The organism is Amycolatopsis sp. cmx-4-61, assembly GCF_046548775.1.
In the GTDB taxonomy this organism is placed as follows: Bacteria; Actinomycetota; Actinomycetes; order Mycobacteriales; family Pseudonocardiaceae; genus Amycolatopsis.
On the sequence record NZ_JAEBEI010000023.1, the window covers coordinates 1 to 17,357 of the forward strand.

A 17,357-nucleotide genomic window follows, 5' to 3' on the forward strand; every position below is an offset into this window, starting at 1 on the left:
TGTGTCTCGGCTCCTCGTTGTTCGGCAACAAAGAGCCACAGAGCTACACCCCCAGAGAACCGTCGCATGGGACGCCACACCGACGACCGACGCAACGTCACACCACAGGCTGACGCCCCCCAGAGAACGGAGAAGAAATCGCCGCTGTCGTGAATCCTGATCCAGCTACCGCGGAACTTGGCCGCGCCGAGTTCGTCGACCATCGCGGTTCGCCAACCGTCCAGGTCGTCGAGGACGTACATCAGGTTCGCCTGGTGCTTGGCACGGACGACGGGCCAGGTGTACGTGCCGTGCCGGGCGTAGCAGGCTTCCGCGCAGACCCCGGCGCTCGGGCATGTGTTGTAGGTGCGGCCATCGGCAAGTCGCCCGGCCCATGCCGGCAGCGACCAGTTCCAGACGCCGATCTGGCGCATCTCACTGTTCTGGGTCAGCAACCTGGCAGGACGGCGAGCAGCTGAAGCAGACATGGATATCCCCTCGGTGCATACGAATGTCAGGCGGCGTCGAGTTCGACGAAGGAGCTTTCGACTTCGGGCGAGGCGTCGGCGTACTCCGCGATCTCCGCGGGATTCGACGTCACGAGGTGGTGTTCGACAGGTGACGCGATGGACTGGAACGCCACTCGCTGAGTGCCGGTGCTGAGCAGTCCTTGGCCGCGGTCGGCGGACAGGAGGAACTGGCGTTCGCCCATGGACAGGTCGAAGGCGCGGGTGATCTCGTCGATCGCCTGCGAGGCCTGCCGGAGGAGGATCTGGGTGGCCGCGTTCGCGACGACCGCCTTGCCGAGGTCCGAGCCCAGGACGTCCGCGGTGTCCTGGGTGGCCACGGTGAGGCCGGCCCAGTGTTTCCGGCTGGCCTTGGCCATCCGGAACAGGAACTCCGCGCCCGCGGCCTCCTTCATAAGCAGCCAGGCTTCGTCGACCACGACCAGGCGCGGTTTACGGATAGCCGGGTTGGAGACCTGCCGCCACACCGCGTCGAGGGTCAGCAGGGTGCCGATCGGCTTGAGCTCGTCGGCGAGGTCGCGCAGCGAGAACACCACTAGGTGACCTTGCGGGCGCGTCGTTGTCGGCCCCGAGAACAGGCCGGAAAACGCGCCCGTGATGTACGGATGCAGCCGCGCCGCGAGTTCGGCTCCGGCTGGATCGCCGGTGTCGGAGAGGGCCTCGGCCAGGTCGACCAGCAGCGGCGCGGGTCGGGTCCAGGTCCGCGCATCCGAGGTGATCCCGACGCGCTGGTACGTCGCCGTGATCGCCCGGTCCAGCACGGCCCGTTCGGTCCCGGCGAGCTCGTTGCCGAGCAGAACCGAGATGACGGTGTGCAGGAACAGCGACCGGCGGATGAGCGCGTCTCGGGGAGCGGTGCGGCGCCCATCCGGGCGGGTGTGGATCGGCAGGTCGAGCGGGTTGAGGCGGATCTGCTCGGCGCCGAGGTGGACGTAGGTGCCACCGACCGCGGCGGCCAGACGGGCGTACTCGTCTTCCGGGTCGATGACGTGGATCTCGATGCCGCGGTACAGGCTGCGCAGGAGCTCCAGCTTCACCAGGTATGACTTGCCGGCGCCGGACCGGCCGAGGATCACGCTGTTGTGGTTGTCGAGGGCGAACCGGTCGTGGTGCACCAGGCCCTGGCTGCCGACGTTGAACCCGTAGAGCACCCCGCTCGGCGCACCGACCGAGGTCGGGTCCGGCGGGGGCAGGTCCGGCGAGGTGAACGGAAACGCCGCGGACAGCGCGCTGGTGTCGAAGGTGCGGCGCATGCCGACCAGGTCCAGGCCCATCGGAAGGCTGGTGATCCAGCCCTGCAGGCTCCGGTAGGTGGTGGGTTTGCAGTCCAGCAGGAGCGATGCCGCCAGTGACCGGATTGCGGCTACCTCGTCGCCGAGCGCTTCTTCGGTCGCGGCGTGCACGGTGAGGTAGAGCCCGAGCCGGTAGAGCTTGCCCTCGCCGCGGGCGACTCGCGCGGACAGGTCGTAGGCGTCCTCGGTGGCTGCTTCGACCTGGGGGTCGATCAGCCGTCCCTTGTCGCTCGTATGCCGGCGACCCGACTCCAGCTTCGACAGCTGCTTCTTCAGCCGGTTGGCCGCGGTGACGGGGTCGATCGGCTCGATATGCAGCGAGACGTCGACCCGCCCGGGGTAGGTCAGCAGGGGCTGCAGCCAGCCGGGATGAACCTCGCGCGGGTAGCCGGTGACGGCGAACGACGCGACCCATTCGCCTCCGACTTCGAGCGCTCGGGGACGCACGGAGATGGCGTCCGGGGTGAACGCGCCGGCCTGCCCGACGGGTGCCTGCCTGCTTGCGGCGTCGCGGTGCCTGGTCCTCTTCATCGGCGGTCCCTCCTCGCGACGTCGTCGTAGTCGTCGGGGTCTTCGTCGTCCTCCCACCTGGGCTCGGCGGCGCCGAATGCGTCTTCGGTGGCGAACGCGGTGCGGCCGAACGCGGTGTCGTTCCAGCTCTCGTCTGGGGCTGTGGTGATGACCTCGTCGGAGCCGGCGAGGTCGGAGTTCGGCGGGATCAAGCTGTCGGGGTTGCAGGCTGCGGCGAGGACCGCGGTGGCCTGGCCGGCATCCAACGGGGTGACCACGATCCCGGACGGCGACAGCAGCTCCACTGCCTCGCCCAGCCGGCGCACCAACCGCGCTTCGGCGGCGCGTCGGGCGGCGTCGTCGATCGACGCAGCCTGCCTCGCAGCCCTGCGTCGCGCCGACAAGGCGGCCAGCGGCGAGGCACCACCCAGCCCGTCGGTCGGGCCGCTGCTTCGTAGCGGCTCTCGCAGGATCAGCAGGACCTGGCGCCGAAGCAGGTCGGTCGCGCGGCCGAGCTGGTCGAGGTACTCGGCGTGCTCACGCGCAGCCCGTTCCAGCGCGGGGTGCGGCAGCCCACCGGCCTGTTCGCGAAGTTCCGCGATCTGCCCCGACAGGTCCAGCCGTTCCGCCCGGACGAGCACCTGGACCGGCGCGGTCAGCGAGTGCAGGTACCGGCCGAAGGAGACGACGAGCGCCTCCTGCTCGGCAGGCGTGCGCAGCCCGAAGTTGATCGTGGAGCAGACCGCGACCACGGCGGCGCCGTCCTTGCCGAGATCGATGACGCCGGTGTCGGTGATCCCTTCGGCGGGCAGCCGCAGCGCGGCCGGTGAGACCGCCGACGCCGAAGAACTGGTTGTGCTCGCGGCCTGCCCGATCCACTCGGGTGTGGGCCGGACGCCTTCCGGCGCGGCAACCCGGTGCTGCGGGCTCATCCGCTGGCGCAGCGCCGCCAGCACGAGCCGGTCGAGGGAGATGCCGTCGCGTTGACCCAGAGCGAGGAACGCGGCGGCGACGCCGATCGGTATGGCGACGACGAGGAACACCGCCAGCGGGACGAACGCGCGAGTGACCGTGTACGTCCCGTACAGCACGATTCCGGTGACGCTCAGGATGAGCAGTTGCCGAGCGGTGAGCGGACCGATCACCCGGTCTTCGCGGTCGACATCGGCGGGAATCCGGACGGGCTGGTTCATTTCGCTTCACCTCCTGGAGCTGGCTTCGGCGCGCGGAACATCGGCGGCGGGACGGACTGGGTGCGGCGATAGGCATCACCGAGGCGGGGCTCTGGCGTCGCTTGCCGGAATGCCGGCGCGGCAGGTGCGGAGGTCGGTTTGGCTAGGAGCGGTTGTGGTGCAGGCGGCGTCGCCGGTCGGAACTGCAGTTGCGGCGGCACCGATGCCGTGCGGATCGGGCGAGCCGATGGCGATGTGGCGCCGCGTCGACGCGGGCCGCCGGCGGCTTGAAAATGCGGAGTTGCCGACCGTGGCCTTCGTTGTGGCGTGGGCGAGACAGGCGTCGGCGCCGAACTGAATTCGGGCATGGTCGACTCCTGGTTCGCCGGGATCACGGCGGGGTCGTGGGTGCTGTCTTGGGGCGAGGGCTGCAGGAACTGCGGCGCTTGCGAGGGCAGCGACGGCCGCTGAGCCGCGCGGGAACGCTCGGCGTCGTGGGCGGCCTTGAGCCGCCGGTTGACCGTTTCGGGGTTGGGCGCAAAACGCGCCTGTGCCGGCCACGGTGGATCGGCCGCCGCGCCGCCGCCGCGACCGGCGTTCTTCGTCGCACCGGCGGCGCCGGCCTTGCCGAACGCACCGGTCTTGCCGGCGACCATGCCGAAGGTTTTCGCCGCGATGTACGCGCGCGCCAAACCTCCGAGGAAGGAACGGCCGGAGCCGACCTTGACGGCCTTCAGCATCCAGAACGGGATCTTGAACAGGACGAAGAACAAGGCGATCGCGGCGATCAGCGTGCCGAGCGCGGACAGCGTCGAGCCGAACAGGTGCACGCCGCCGGACAGGAACGTGTGTACCGCGGTGATCAGCACCAGCGCCTGGGCGAACTGAACCCCTGTCGTCACGGTGATCGCCTTCCACCACCAGTGCGCCAGCGGCTCGGTGTGGGGCAGCCCGTGGCACATCAGGAAGAACGGCGCGCTGATGATCAGGACGAGGGTGATGACGATTCGGACGACGTAGACGACCAAGAGACCGAGGCCGAGCACCACCAGCACGAGCGCGACCAGGATGATGAAGAGCCCGCCGGTCTGGATGCCTTGGACGGCCTCCTGCAGGGTGTTGCCCAGCGAGGGCGCGTTGACTCCGTCTCTGAGGACACCCAGGGTCAGGCCGTTGGCCAGCCGGATGAGCTTGTCGGCGAAGAAAAGCGAGAGCGCCGAGGCAATGAACGCGATCGGGATGCGCGGCCCGATCTCCTTGATCGAGTAGCGCGTCTGGACCGTCTCGTGGCCCATCAGCAGGATGCCGCCGAGCAGGATGAGCAGCCCGTAGGCGGCGACCACGATCTCCCAGGAGCTGTTCCAGAGCTCGCCGATGCCGGGCAGGTCGCTGATTGTCGGCGTGGACAGTGCGGTGTGCCCCATCAGCTCGAGGATCGGATCCAGCGCGTCGTCGACGACACTGCGGAACGCCGAGTTGATGGCCTCGGTGATGCACGCGCCGACGTCGGTGATGCCGCAGTCCGAGTCGCCGTCACCGCTGCCGGTGCCCGGCTGCTGCGGGTTCGTGCTCGGCGCCGGCGGAGTCGGCTGCGGAATGCAGTCCTCGCCCGTGCACGGCTTGCTCGGCGTTGTGCTCGGCGTCGGCGAGGTGCAGCCGAGCTGGCCGGGGAAGCTGCACGGCGTGGGCGTGGGCAGCGCGGTCGGGGGAGGCAGCGGCGGGTCCGCCGGCGGCTGCCGAGGCGCGGCTGGCGAGGCCCACGCGTTGACGGCGAGGATGCCGGCCAGGAGTACGACGGTCAGCACCAGCAGCCAGCCCGCTCGCCGGCGCCGTCGTCGGATGGAGACCTGCTGGCCGGCGTCGCTGACAGGGGCGAGCATCGGTCGATCCGCCGCGGCAACGGTCTCGGACGGGTTGCCGGACCGGCGGTACGGGCGAACCGTGGGCAGGGTGCTGACGGCCATCGGTCAGGCCCCCACGATCCCTTTGAGGATCTCCACGACCAGGGGCGCGAGCGCCGCCAAGCCGTAGCCCCACCCCGCGGACTTGAAAGCCGTCTTGGCCTTCTCGACCTCGCCGGGGTCGCCGCCGCCCATCACGTAGCGGACGCCGCCGATGGACAGGAAGACCGTGGCGAGGCCGGCCAGGATGCCCATGATCCAGTTGCGGACGTTGTCCAGCACGGCGGTGACCGAGCCGGCGAGAGCGACGACGATCGTGTCGGCGTGTCCCGCCGACGCCGAGGCCAGCAACGCGATGGCCGACAACTCGACCACCAGCACCACGTGCGACCATCGCCGGCGACGAGCCGGAATCGAGTCGCCTGGCCTAATGATCGGAGCAATGGACGGCGTTGAACTCGCATCGGCGGTCTGGTCCGGCGGCTGCGGGTCGCCGTCGAGACGAGCACTACGCGGCCCGCTCTCGGCATCGATCACGCGCATTGGGTCACCTCCGAAGTTCGAGCTGAGCGCGGGTTCGTCCCGCAGCCCTGAACTCCGGAATCCGCGTCCGTTTTGGACACGCGGCGTCGAACTTTCCGCTTCGCGTCGCCGTCTGCGGCGAACACGGAAGGTAACAAATGGGGCGTCTCGCGAGCGCGTGAGGCCAGGGCCACCGCGGTCGCCACCTGGTCGACCAAGGGGTCGGTCGGATCGGTCTCGACGGCGCCTTCGCGCAAGTACGCGGCGAGCCGGAGCTCAGCGCGTTTGCGTGCCTTGTAGATCGCCCACTCGCCGGCCTGGTGCCGCGCGGCCCAGTCCGCGACCGACACCTCTTCCAACCGGGTCGCACCGATCAGCGCGGCTTCGGTCTCGGTCAGGACTCCGTCCGCGACGGCACGGGCGAGAACGAGATCCGGGTGACCCCACGGCGCGTGCGGCGGCGTCGATCGGAATCCCGGCGCGACCGGAGTCGGACTCGCCAACGCCTCGGCGAGAGCGTCGTAGCCGGACCGGTACGCGGCCCATCGCAGCCGCAACATGATCCGCGGCGGGCGCAGATTGATGGTCGGCAACGCTGTCAGGAAGCCGCGGAGGACCTCTGCGTGGACGTCGGCCGGATCGCCGGCGAACCGGTTGGACAGGATGGCCGCGACGGAGGTCAGCGCGGGCAGTGCGACGCCGACCGCGGCGACGGTCCAGGTCGCCCCTTCGGTCCGGGAGCGCAACACCAGGTGCGCCCAGACCGCATCTCGTGTCGCCTGCGGGCACCGGCGCGCCAGCAGCCGGTCGCGGACCTCGTCCAGCGGGATTTCCTCGTCCGGGAGGCCGGTGAACAACCTGCCGTTCAGGGAGAGTGGCTGCGGCCCCGTCACCAGCAAGGTGAACGTGTCGCGGGCGATATCCAAGGAGTTCGGTGCTGCCAGGCTGCGACGGCGGCAAAAAGCGGTTTGTGTAGCCATGTCTTAGCTCCCACGGCGTCGATGCGAACAGGAACGACGTCATGAAGCCAGGCCTCGTACCACGGAAATACCAGTTCGCTGCTAGGCGTCTTCGGCAGATTTTTCGGCGGCTAATAGCGGTCTACTATCTGGTGCTGACCAGCTCGGTCGTCAAGATCAACATTCCGCTTGGAATTGAAGAGTTCAAACGGCGCGCTACGCCGTCTGACATGGCGTTATAGTTCTAGCACTGCGCTAGTAGCTCTTTCGGTGGTTTCCTTCCGCGTCAATCGGCATGCGAAAAGAAGTTCGATGGCGCATGTCCAAACTGCGGTCGAAATACGGAGTTGAGGGGTGTCAGAACGCATGGCGCCCACCGCTCGGAGGAAAACCGCGATGACCTCGTCACACCACGATGACCCGTCAGACTGCAGCTCGGACGAGCACTGCGTCTCCGACCCGCCGACCATCCCGATCCCGCATCCGCGGAGGCAGCGCACAAGGCACCGGGTCAACCTGCGCAATCCCCGTCCAGCTCGGCCGAGCACCGTCTGGCCGTGCGCTCAGGACGACCTCCTCGCGGGTACCGGACTGCTCGCCGGCTGGCTCCTCACCGCGATCATCAAGATCGTCACGACCTACACCCGGCCGGGCCAACGGGTGCTCCTCGTCGAGCCCGCGCCCTATCTCTCACCGTCTGCCTCGCGGTCGGCGCGTGGTCCCCACGGCCGGTCTCTGCCCGGACCGTATGCCGGGTTGCACGAGGCAGGCTGGACCGTCGTCCGGCTCGGTCGCGGCGTCCGGACGCAGACTGCTGTCGCCGCCCCGGGGCCGGTTGGCGAACAGCACGGCGCCGCGCCGGACGAGTCCGAGTCCGGACCCGGACCGCTCGCCCGTGGTCCCGTCCCTGACGAGTTCGCAGGGCACGGTCGCGGGCGGGACCCGGTCACGTCAACGTCCGGTCCGGACCGCTACGACCTGGTCATCACCGCGACCGAACCGAGCGTCCTCGACTGGTTCCGTCCGGCCGACTGGGCCGATCTGCTCACCTCAACAGGCACACTTGCGGTGATCACACACGGTCATCGCGAGCCAGGTCGCCTCATGGACCCGGCCGGTTCGCTCGTGCGCGCCGCGCACCACGTGGGACTGCGCTACCTCGACCGCGTCGCCCTGCTGCGCGTTCCGGTGCGGGACGGCGCGCTCGCCGTGGCGGCGGCGGCCGCGCAGATCTTCGCGGCGCCCGTCCGGCATCTCCCCGTGCACGACGACCTCCTCGTGTTCACCCGCCGGCCGACGTCGATGTCCGGGACCGATGGCGGGGGATACCTCCGATGAATGAGCGCTCTATGGCATCGCTGTCGGTCTGGCCGACCGGTCAGCGTGACCCGCTCACGCAGCTCCGCGACGCGGGCTATGCGCCCGGCACCGAGACCGACACCGAGCGAATTCCACCGGCAGTCGCTGCGCACGCGATCGCCGCGTACTCGCGTCCCGGCGACCTCGTGTTGGACCCGGATTGCGGCGCGGGCACTGTGCTCGCCGAAGCGCTGCGCGCCGGACGGCATGCGCTCGGACTGACCGCCCACAGCCGATGGTGGAAGCTGGCTCGCGCCAACGTCACCGCGGCCAAGGCTGGGGGCGCTTGGTGCGACGGCTCGGTCCTCGACGCCCGGCCGAAGGTGCTCTCGACTGTCCGGGCCGCCGGGCTGCTCGGACGAGTCGGACTCATCCTGACCAGCCTGCGTACCGCGCCGGACCGCACGACCGGTACGGACTCGGCAGCTGTGGAAGTTGCCGTCGCCGAACTCGCCACGACGCTGATTCACTGCGAGAACCTGCTGCGTTCCGGCGGGTACATCGCCGTCGTCTCGCGTCCCCGCCGCCGCGCCGACGGTTCCCTGGCCGACCTGACTACGCCGCTCATCGCGGCCGGCGTCTCGGCCGGGCTGGCGCCGATCGAGCGGTGCGTCGCCCTGACAGCCGAACTGCGCGGCAGCCGCCTCGTGACCCACGCCTCCCTCGCCGAACGCCGTGCCGTGGACCGAGCGCAAACCGCTGTCGTCGCCCACCTCGAAGTGCTCGTTTTTCAGCTCGTTCACGATGCCGAACTCGCGGCCGTGGACGTTGGCCGGCTGCCCGCCAAAACCGTTGCAAGCCCCGGCTGGGGGCGAGCGGCATGACGTGCCCACGATGGCTGTCCAAGCTATGGACAACCCTGTGGACAGGCCGGTCTCTCGTCGGCTCCGAAGTCCAGTCTCGTGACGAGCAGCTCCTCGATGCCCAGCATGCAGAGACCACCCGCCGCGCCCGCGCGGCGATGGCCGAAGTCGTCCGCGCCGGCTATCAGCTCGGGCCGCCGCCCTACGGCTACCGTGCCCTGCGCATCCGCGTGACCGAGCCAGCCGGACGCGGCAAGCTGCGGGCGGTTCTCGTCCCGGACTGGCAGACCGCCGCGGTCGTGAAGCAGATCTTCAGGTGGCGCGCCGACGACGGACTGGCGTTCGTTGCCATCGCCGTCCGGCTCAACGGGGATCTGCGCCAGTACCCGCCTCCGGTGCCCGGCGGTCGGTGGACCGCCAAGGCCGTCCAGCGGATCGTCGCCAACGTCAAGTACACCGGGCGCCAGGTCTGGGCGCGCACCGTCGCCGGCCGTCCGGCTCCCGTCGAGCAGTGGGTGACTTCGGCGCCGAAGGTGCACGAGCCGCTGGTTGACGAGCGCGTGTTCCAGCGTGCCCAGCCCCGGACGGGGGATGAGCCGCGGTGCGCTTGACGATCGTTCCCGTGACTTTCCGGCAGGCGTGCGAGTTCATCGACGCGCACCACCGGCACCACCGACCACCCCGCGGAATGAAGTTCGCGATCGGCGTCGCGCGTGGGGACGAACTGGTCGGTGTGGCGACCGCCGGTCGTCCTGTCGCTCGGTGCCTTGATGACGGCGTCACGCTCGAGGTCACGCGCAGCTGCACCGTCGGCGAGCCGAACGCGAACTCGAAGCTGTACGGCGCGGTCTGGCGCGCGGCGCGAGCCATGGGGTACGTGCGCCTTGTCAGCTACACGCAAGCGGGGGAGAGCGGCGCGAGTTTGCGTGCCGCGGGCCTGCTCCCCGTTGCCGATCTCCGCCCCCGCCCGGGCTGGACAACGGCGTCTCGGCCGCGCTCCTCGCGGGGCGTCGACAACGTCCACCGAACTCGGTGGGAGATCTGCTCCGGAAAGTAGACAGCTGCTTCAGGCTCGCGCGTGCGGGGTGATTCGTCTTGTGTGCCAGCTGTTTCAGCTGGTACAGCTGGCCGAGATCGCCAAGGTCCGAGCGAGCACGAGGGTCGGGGGAGGTGACCGCATGGCAGGCGCGGAGGACGTCATCCAGTTCCCGCATGGTCGGCGCGCGGCAGCCATCGAAGCGCAACGACAGTGGGAGTTCAGCACTGCTGTCCACGAGGCGCGCGGTGCTGAGGCGGTCTGGCTTGCAGGCGAACTCACAACCGTGCTGAGAGGTCTGCTTGCTTGGGCGCGCGAAGATCGCGAGCTTGGCGCCGAATCCATAGACGACTCGCAGGGGCGTGCCGCATGACCGAGGCTGTCAATCCTCCATCTCCTGCCGTCGCCGCACGGGTCGGGCACACCGGCATGTCCGACTTGGCGGTCTCCCCGTTCGGGTTGCCGCTGGCATTGCGCGCGAAGGAAGTCCGGGTTGCTTGGGTGGGCCGGACATCGACCGAGGAGCACCAGGATCCGCGGCAGTCCTTGCTGCGGCAGCTGGAGCGGTCAAAGGTCGCACTGCCGGAATCCTGGGTGATCGTCGCGCACTTTTATGACGTCGAGTCCGGACGTATGGAGCTGGACAAGCGGAGCCGGAAGTCGAACTACGAGCGCTTCGACATCCCGATCGCTCGCGACGGTGGGATCGGCGACCTGCTGGCCGAAGCGGCCAAGCCAGGCCGTCGGTTCGACGTCGTGATGTGCGAGTCGATGTCCCGGCTCGCGCGCAGGATGTACGAGACGTTGAGTGTCGAGCGTCGGCTGGAAGACGTCGGCGTGACGGTGTTCGCCTCGAATGAGCCGATCATGCTCACCGGTGGCCGTGCCCAGCAGATCCTGCAACGGCGGATCAACCAGTCGGTGGCCGAGTACGAAGTGCTCAACATGCTGGAGCAGTCCTGGGGCGGCACGTGCACGCACGCCCGCGAGGGCTACAACATCGGCAAGCCGCTGTACGGCTACCGGGCGAAGAAGTACCGGCACCCGAACCCAGTCAAGGCGGAGAAGGGGATCACGAAGACCCGCTTGGAGCCGGACGGCCACCGGGCCGCGACGGTCACGTTGATGGCCCAGTGGCGTTATCACGAGCAACTGGGTTTCGACACGATCGCCGAGCGGTTGAACGCGGACCTGGAAGCTCATCCACCGCCGGAACCGCCCGGTGGTCGGCGTGCCAGGGGAGCGTGGTCGAAGTCCGCTGTGGCCGACGTGCTGAAGAATCCGAAGTACACCGGCTACCAGGTCTACAACCGCCGCGCCCGCCGCAGCCGGGGCGGCACCGGCGTGGTCAACCCGCCGGAGATGTGGGTCTGGTCCGTCGAGCCGGCGCACGAGCCGTTGATTCCGAAGTGGATGTACGACGAGCTCGTCGAGCGCCGACTGGCCAAACGCGGCTCGCGGGACGGAAGCGACCTCAATCCGCATCCGAACACCAAGCGGGCGTACCTGCTCCGCGGCCGGGTCGTCTGCCGCTGCGGCCGCCGAATGCTCGGCCATCACCACCGCGGGCACAACTACTACCGCTGTTGGCCGAAGAACAACAACCGCGGCCGGCTGGACAAGTTCGCTGACCATCCCCAGACGGTGTACATGCGTGAGGACGCCATCCTCGCCGCGGTCAACCACGTGTATGCCGAGTATTTGTTCGGCCACCGCCGGATCGACCTGCTCGCCCCGCAGCTGGATCAGGCCGACGATCGGGAACGCACCGAACGGCGCGAGCGTCGGGCGCGGCTGGAGAAGCGAGCCGCGGACTTCGCGCGCAAGCAGAGCAACATCCTCAGCCAAGCCGAGGACGCCGACCCCAGCGATCCCTTCACCCAAGGGCTGAAGGACCGCTACAACGAGCTCGGGGTCGAACGGCGGCACCTGCTTGACCAGATCGCCCAACTTGACCAGGACGATCAGCGGACGCCGACCACAGCCACCCGCGAGGACCTCGACGTTCTCGACCTGCTGCCGCACCTGGCGGTCAACCTTCACCGCGCGCCGGCCGAACTCCAGGTCCGGCTCTACGAGCTCACGAAACTCCACGTCAGCATCGACCACGAAACGGATCACGCCATGATCGACATCACACTGCCCGGCGACAGGATCGAAGAGGTGGCCACCGCCGCAGCGGACGCGGAAGTCGTCAGGGTGGCGAAGCCGCAGGTCGACGCTGGTGTGATTGCTGCGGGTGCCCCCGGTGAGATTCGAACTCACACTGGACGGGTTTTGAATCCGTTGCCTCTGCCAGTTGGGCTACGGGGGCGTGACGTGGTGACTCTACGGGATCACCGGACCCCGACCCTCCCCGGGGGCGGAGTGTCGCGCCCGCCACTACGTGGTGAACGCCATCTCTGCATCTGGATCGTTCCCGGTAGGCTTCAGGTTCGCGGAACGCCGCGAGACGTCAACGCCACGCCGAGTCTTCAGGAGGACCCCGGTGACCGATCAGGCTACCGAGGCCAACGGTGCCGTCACCGTGCCGCAGCGTCGGGTGCTCGTCGCGGAAGACGAAGCTCTCATTCGGCTCGATCTCGTCGAAATGCTGCGGGAAGAGGGCTATGAAGTGGTCGGGGAGGCCGGGGACGGCGAGCAGGCCATCGCCCTCGCCACCGACCTGAAGCCCGACCTCGTGATCCTCGACGTCAAGATGCCCAAGCTGGACGGCATCGAGGCCGCTTCGAAGATCACCGGGGACCGGATCGCCCCGGTGGTCATCCTCACCGCCTTCAGCCAGCGGGACCTCGTCGAACGCGCCCGGGATGCCGGGACCATGGCCTACCTCGTCAAGCCCTTCGCCAAGCGGGACCTCGTGCCCGCCATCGAGCTCGCCGTCAGCCGGTTCTCCGAGCTGCAGGCCCTCGAGGCCGAGGTGGCCGGGCTCACCGACCGGCTCGAGACGCGGAAGGTCATCGACCGGGCCAAGGGCCTGCTCATGAGCCGGCAGGGCCTCACCGAGCCCGACGCCTTCCGGTGGATCCAACGCACCGCCATGGACCGCCGGACCACCATGAAGGCCGTCGCCGAGGCCGTCGTCGAGAGCATCGGGAACTAGCCGACACGACGGCCGGCAGGCAGAATCACGCAGGTGAAACTCCGCCTGCTGGCCGTCGTCGTCCTCATCAGCGCAGCAGGCTGCCAAGCAGCCGCCCCGAGCACGCCCGCGCCCCCCACCTACGAGCTGCCGCCGCGGCCGGTCCGGCCCGACGAGACCGCACTGAAGGTGCCGCCCGTCAAGAACGGCGACACCGAGTTCACCCTGCTCGGCCTCGCCGCCGGGCTGCCCAACATCACCGGCAGCCACGCCGAGATGCTGCCCAAGGGCCAGTACGTGCGCCTGCGGCTGGTGGTCACCAACACCGGCACCTCGAGCGTCCTGTTCGACGCGAAACGGCAGCTGCTCGTCGACGACCAGGGCGCCACCCACGCGCCCGACGAGCAGGCCATGCTGATCAAGCGCCAGCCCGCCCAGTTCGACCTGGGCCACGGCGTGCGCGTCGAGTTCGACCTCTACTGGGACATCGCCAAGGACCGGAAGCCGGCCGCGCTCAAAGCCTTCGGCGGGCCCACGATCACCGACATGAAGAACCTCAACGGCACCGACATCAAGCTGTGAAAAGGGGCCCGGCCGAGAAGGCCGGGCCCCTTCGGGAAAAAATCAGACCCCGAGGTCGCCACCGAGGTAGGCGGCCCGCACCTTCGGGTCGTCCAGCAGTTCGGACCCGCGGGCGCTCTGAACCACGCGGCCCGTCTCGAGCACGTACGCCCGGTCCGACAGCTTCAGCGCCTGCTGGGCGTTCTGCTCCACCAGCAGCACCGTCGTGCCGCGCTTGTTGATCTCCCGGATGATGTCGAAGATCTGCGCGATCAGCATCGGCGCCAGGCCCATCGACGGCTCGTCGAGCAGCAGCACCTTCGGCTTCGTCATCAGCGCGCGGCCGATGGCGATCATCTGCTGCTCGCCGCCCGACATCGTGCCGCCGAACTGCGTCTTGCGCTCGTTCAGCCGCGGGAACAGCTCGTAGACCTCGTCGAGGTCGGCCTTCAGGTCGTCCTTGCGGGTGTAGGCACCCATCAGGAGGTTCTCCTGCACCGTCATGCCGGGGAACACGCCCCGGCCCTCCGGCGCCTGGCCGATCCCGAGCAGCACGCGCTTGTGCCCCGGGGTCTTCGAGATGTCCTGGCCGTTGAACAGGATCCGGCCGCTGGTCAGCGGCCGCAGCCCGGAGATCGTCTTGAGCGTCGTGGTCTTGCCGGCGCCGTTGGCCCCGATGAGGGAGACGATCTCACCCTCGCCGACCTGGATGCTCATGCCCTTGAGGGCCGCGATCTTGCCGTAGTGGACGTTGATGTCCTCGACCTCAAGAAGCATCTTCGGACACCCCCAGGTACGCCTCGATCACCTTCTGGTTGTTCTGCACCTCGTGGGGGAGCCCTTCTGCGATCTTCTGCCCGAAGTCGAGCACCGCCAGCCGGTCGCTGATGTGCATGACCAGGCCCATGTCGTGCTCGATCAGCAGCACGGTGCGGCCGTCGTCCCGGATCTTGCGGATCAGCGCCTGGAGGGCGTTCTTCTCCGCCGGGTTCATGCCCGCCGCCGGTTCGTCGAGCAGCAGCAGCTTCGGGTCCGTGGCCAGCGCCCGCGCGATCTCCAGCCGGCGCTGGTCGCCGTAGGAGAGGTTCTTCGCGATGCTGTGCTCGACCCGGCCGATGCCGACGAAGTCGAGCAGTTCCCGGGCCACCTCGCGGCCGTGCTTCTCTTCCTTGCGGTGCCACGGCAGGCCGAGCGTCGCGCCGATCGCGCCCGTCTTGTGGTGCGCGTCGACGCCCACCATGACGTTCTCCAGCGCCGTCATGTTGTGGAACAGCCGGATGTTCTGGAACGTCCGGGCGATGCCGCGCTTGGTGACCTTGAAGCGCTTCATCCCGTCGATGCGGTCGCCGTCGAAGCGGACCTGGCCCTCGGTCGGGTGGTAGACGCCGGTGATCACGTTGAACACCGTCGTCTTGCCCGCGCCGTTCGGCCCGATCAGGGCGAAGATCTCGCCCTGGTTGATGCTGATGTTGACCTCGCGCAGGGCGGTCACGCCGCCGAAGCGCATGGTCACGTTGTCGATTTCGAGCATGGTGTTCACTTGACGACCTCCGCCGAAGCCTCGGAGTCGGGCCCGGCCACTTCGGCACCCATGGCGCCCATGCCGCCGGTTCCTTCCCGTAGTTCGGCCTTGCGCTGCCGGGACGGCAGCAGGCCCTCCGGCCGCAGGGCCATCATCAGGACCAGCACGAAGCCGAAGATGAGGATGCGGTACTCGGACAGGAACCGGAACCGCTCGGGCAGCCAGGCGATCACGAACGCGCCCAGGATGACGCCGGGCAGGTTGCCGGAGCCGCCGAGCACGACCGCGGCCAGGATCGTCGCCGACAGGATGAACGGGAAGTTGTTCGGCTCGATGAACACGGCCTTGCTGGCGTAGATCGTGCCGGCGAACCCGCCGATCATCGCGCCGATCGCGAAGGCGAGCAGCTTGAACTTGAACGTCGGCACGCCCATCAGCTCGGCCGCGTCCTCGTCCTCGCGGATCGCCGCCCACGCCCGCCCGACCCGGCTCTTGTTCAGCCGCACCGAGAAGGTGATGACGAGGACGATCGCGAACAGCATCAGGTAGTAGTACGGCGCCGGGTCGAGGAAGAACTCCATCCCGAAGATCGGCTCCGGGTGCGGGACGTTCGTGATGCCGCGCGCCCCGCCGATGGCGTCGGTGTTGTTCGCGGTGATCCGGACGATCTCCCCGAAGCCCAGCGTCACGATGGCGAGGTAGTCACCGCGCAACCGCAGCGTCGGTGCGCCGAGGATGACGCCCGATATCGAGGCCAGGAAGATGCCGAGCACCACCGTCGGCCAGTACGACCACCCGTACGACGTGCCGATCGACGCCCACGTGTAGGCGCCGATCGCGAAGAACGCGACGAAGCCGAGGTCCAGCAGGCCGGCGTGGCCGACGACGATGTTGAGGCCGACGGCCAGGAGGATGTACGTGCCGACCGGGAAGATCAGCACCGTCGTCCAGTCCGAGTCCGGCGACATGAACGATCCGACCCAGGGCGCGGGCAGGATCAGCGCGAACACGATCAGGGCGAGGTAGACGCCGTAGCGCTGCCACTGGGGAGCCTCCGCCCACCAGTCCCGCATCCCGTCGATGGGGTGGAACCCGCCGCGGGCGGGCTTTCCGTTGCTGGTAGCCACTTCTTCGCCCTTCATGCGCGTGCCCGTTGCAGCGATTCACCGAGGATGCCGGTGGGCCGGAACATCAGGACCAGCACCAGGACGACGAACGCGGTGACGTCCTTCCAGGCCGAGCCGAGGAAGATGGAGCTCCAGTTCTCGACCAGGCCCAGCACGATCCCGCCGAGCAGGGCGCCGCGCAGGTTGCCGATACCGCCGAGCACCGCGGCGGTGAACGCCTTGATGCCGAGCAGGAAGCCGATGCGGTAGTCGGTGTTCTCGTACTCCATGACGAACAGGGCGGCGGCGACGCCGGCCATGGCTCCGCCGAGCAGGAACGTGATGCGGACGATCCGGTCGATGCTGACACCCATCAGCACGGCGGCCTCGGGGTCCTGCGCCGTGGCGCGGATGCCGCGGCCGATCCGGGTGCGGCTGACCAGCTGGTCCAGCACGACCATCACGATGACCGCGCCGACGATCACGAAGACGTGGTCGGTGCGCACGACGCCGTTGCCGATGCGGAACAGCTCCTCGTGCGGGACGAACCGCGGCGCGGACTGCTGCACGCGGCCCGGCTTGTCGAAGAGCCACGGGATGATCTTGAGGCCGAACGCCTCCTGCAGGAACAGCGAGGCACCGATCGCCGAGATGAGGGCGGCGAGCCGGGTCGCGCCCTTCTTCCGCAGCGGGCGGTAGGCGAGCTGCTCCAGCACGATCGCCGAGCCGCCGGAGACCAGCGCGGACGCGACGATCAGCAGCAGCAGGATGCCGATCATCGAGAAGATCGTGAACGGCGCGGTCGGGGCGATCGTGACGAGGATGAACAGGGACGTCATCGTCCCGATCATGAAGATTTCGGAGTGCGCGAAGTTGATCAGCCTCAGCACGCCGTAGACCATCGTGTAGCCGAGGGCGATGAGGGCGTAGATGGAGCCGGCTACCAGGCCGCCGATGGTGCTGCCCAGAAACTGGCTCTGCAGATCTTGGAACATGACGTAGTTGCCTTACCTGACGGGGCGAGGA

The 17,357-nt window shown here is 68.7% G+C and carries 17 protein-coding genes, 1 tRNA gene and 1 pseudogene; 8 read left to right on the forward strand and 11 right to left on the reverse strand.

The features are described from left to right. The 6 genes from ACLJOU_RS39980 to ACLJOU_RS40005 all read right to left on the reverse strand — a co-directional run. Window positions 1-467 (reverse strand): GP88 family protein (locus ACLJOU_RS39980; RefSeq protein WP_410574482.1); only part of this gene is annotated, 467 nt, incomplete at its 3' end. Between the two features lie 26 nt (window positions 468-493). After that, on the reverse strand, window positions 494-2,329 hold the full coding sequence (locus ACLJOU_RS39985; protein WP_410574483.1) for a VirB4 family type IV secretion system protein: 1,836 nt from the start codon (window positions 2,327-2,329) through the stop codon (window positions 494-496). Next, window positions 2,326-3,501, reverse strand: coding sequence for a PrgI family protein (locus tag ACLJOU_RS39990; protein WP_410574484.1), 1,176 nt, complete (start codon window positions 3,499-3,501; stop codon window positions 2,326-2,328). The genes ACLJOU_RS39985 and ACLJOU_RS39990 overlap by 4 nt, the downstream gene beginning before the upstream one ends. Continuing rightward, complete coding sequence (locus ACLJOU_RS39995; RefSeq protein ID WP_410574485.1) at window positions 3,498-5,444, reverse strand: hypothetical protein; 1,947 nt, start codon at window positions 5,442-5,444, stop codon at window positions 3,498-3,500. The genes ACLJOU_RS39990 and ACLJOU_RS39995 overlap by 4 nt, the downstream gene beginning before the upstream one ends. Before the next feature lie 3 nt (window positions 5,445-5,447). After that, window positions 5,448-5,924, reverse strand: a complete 477-nt coding sequence (locus ACLJOU_RS40000) for a pilin (protein ID WP_410574486.1) — start codon at window positions 5,922-5,924, stop codon at window positions 5,448-5,450. Next, on the reverse strand, window positions 5,915-6,829 hold the full coding sequence (locus ACLJOU_RS40005) for a hypothetical protein (RefSeq protein ID WP_410574487.1): 915 nt from the start codon (window positions 6,827-6,829) through the stop codon (window positions 5,915-5,917). The genes ACLJOU_RS40000 and ACLJOU_RS40005 overlap by 10 nt, the downstream gene beginning before the upstream one ends. 399 nt (window positions 6,830-7,228) lie before the next feature. Between ACLJOU_RS40005 and ACLJOU_RS40010 the strand changes: the two genes are divergently transcribed. The 6 genes and pseudogenes from ACLJOU_RS40010 to ACLJOU_RS40035 all read left to right on the forward strand — a co-directional run. Next, window positions 7,229-8,200: a hypothetical protein gene (locus tag ACLJOU_RS40010; RefSeq protein WP_410574488.1), complete on the forward strand. Its 972-nt coding sequence runs from the start codon at window positions 7,229-7,231 to the stop codon at window positions 8,198-8,200. An 11-nt stretch (window positions 8,201-8,211) separates the two neighbouring features. Beyond that, window positions 8,212-9,045: a DNA methyltransferase gene (locus ACLJOU_RS40015; protein ID WP_410574489.1), complete on the forward strand. Its 834-nt coding sequence runs from the start codon at window positions 8,212-8,214 to the stop codon at window positions 9,043-9,045. After that, on the forward strand, window positions 9,042-9,635 hold the full coding sequence (locus tag ACLJOU_RS40020) for a recombinase family protein (protein WP_410574490.1): 594 nt from the start codon (window positions 9,042-9,044) through the stop codon (window positions 9,633-9,635). The genes ACLJOU_RS40015 and ACLJOU_RS40020 overlap by 4 nt, the downstream gene beginning before the upstream one ends. Next, window positions 9,626-10,081, forward strand: coding sequence for an XF1762 family protein (locus ACLJOU_RS40025; RefSeq protein ID WP_410574491.1), 456 nt, complete (start codon window positions 9,626-9,628; stop codon window positions 10,079-10,081). The genes ACLJOU_RS40020 and ACLJOU_RS40025 overlap by 10 nt, the downstream gene beginning before the upstream one ends. A 121-nt stretch (window positions 10,082-10,202) precedes the next feature. After that, window positions 10,203-10,433 (forward strand): hypothetical protein, encoded by a 231-nt coding sequence (locus ACLJOU_RS40030; RefSeq protein WP_410574492.1) that lies wholly within the window; start codon window positions 10,203-10,205, stop codon window positions 10,431-10,433. A 386-nt stretch (window positions 10,434-10,819) separates the two neighbouring features. Beyond that, a pseudogene (locus ACLJOU_RS40035) lies at window positions 10,820-11,683 on the forward strand (recombinase family protein); the annotation flags it as partial. Window positions 11,684-12,300: 617 nt separating this feature from the next. Here ACLJOU_RS40035 and ACLJOU_RS40040 read toward each other — a convergent pair. Then, window positions 12,301-12,374 (reverse strand) — tRNA-Leu (locus tag ACLJOU_RS40040). A 174-nt stretch (window positions 12,375-12,548) separates the two neighbouring features. Here ACLJOU_RS40040 and ACLJOU_RS40045 point away from each other — a divergent pair. Both ACLJOU_RS40045 and ACLJOU_RS40050 read left to right on the forward strand, forming a co-directional pair. After that, window positions 12,549-13,163 (forward strand): ANTAR domain-containing response regulator, encoded by a 615-nt coding sequence (locus ACLJOU_RS40045; protein ID WP_410574493.1) that lies wholly within the window; start codon window positions 12,549-12,551, stop codon window positions 13,161-13,163. Window positions 13,164-13,196: 33 nt separating this feature from the next. After that, window positions 13,197-13,724, forward strand: coding sequence for a hypothetical protein (locus ACLJOU_RS40050; protein WP_410574494.1), 528 nt, complete (start codon window positions 13,197-13,199; stop codon window positions 13,722-13,724). 42 nt (window positions 13,725-13,766) lie between these two features. On the opposite strand, the gene ACLJOU_RS40055 is transcribed toward ACLJOU_RS40050, so the two are convergent. From ACLJOU_RS40055 to ACLJOU_RS40070, 4 genes are read right to left on the reverse strand one after another with little or no spacing between them, the layout of a single operon-like run. Then, window positions 13,767-14,480, reverse strand: coding sequence for an ABC transporter ATP-binding protein (locus tag ACLJOU_RS40055; RefSeq protein WP_410574495.1), 714 nt, complete (start codon window positions 14,478-14,480; stop codon window positions 13,767-13,769). Continuing rightward, window positions 14,470-15,234, reverse strand: a complete 765-nt coding sequence (locus ACLJOU_RS40060; RefSeq protein WP_410574590.1) for an ABC transporter ATP-binding protein — start codon at window positions 15,232-15,234, stop codon at window positions 14,470-14,472. The genes ACLJOU_RS40055 and ACLJOU_RS40060 overlap by 11 nt, the downstream gene beginning before the upstream one ends. 5 nt (window positions 15,235-15,239) lie before the next feature. Then, a complete protein-coding gene (locus tag ACLJOU_RS40065) occupies window positions 15,240-16,367 on the reverse strand; it encodes a branched-chain amino acid ABC transporter permease (protein ID WP_410574496.1) in 1,128 nt (375 codons plus the stop codon). Next, window positions 16,364-17,326, reverse strand: coding sequence for a branched-chain amino acid ABC transporter permease (locus tag ACLJOU_RS40070; RefSeq protein ID WP_308673362.1), 963 nt, complete (start codon window positions 17,324-17,326; stop codon window positions 16,364-16,366). Before ACLJOU_RS40070 ends, ACLJOU_RS40065 begins: the two co-directional genes overlap by 4 nt. Window positions 17,327-17,357 lie beyond the last annotated feature (31 nt).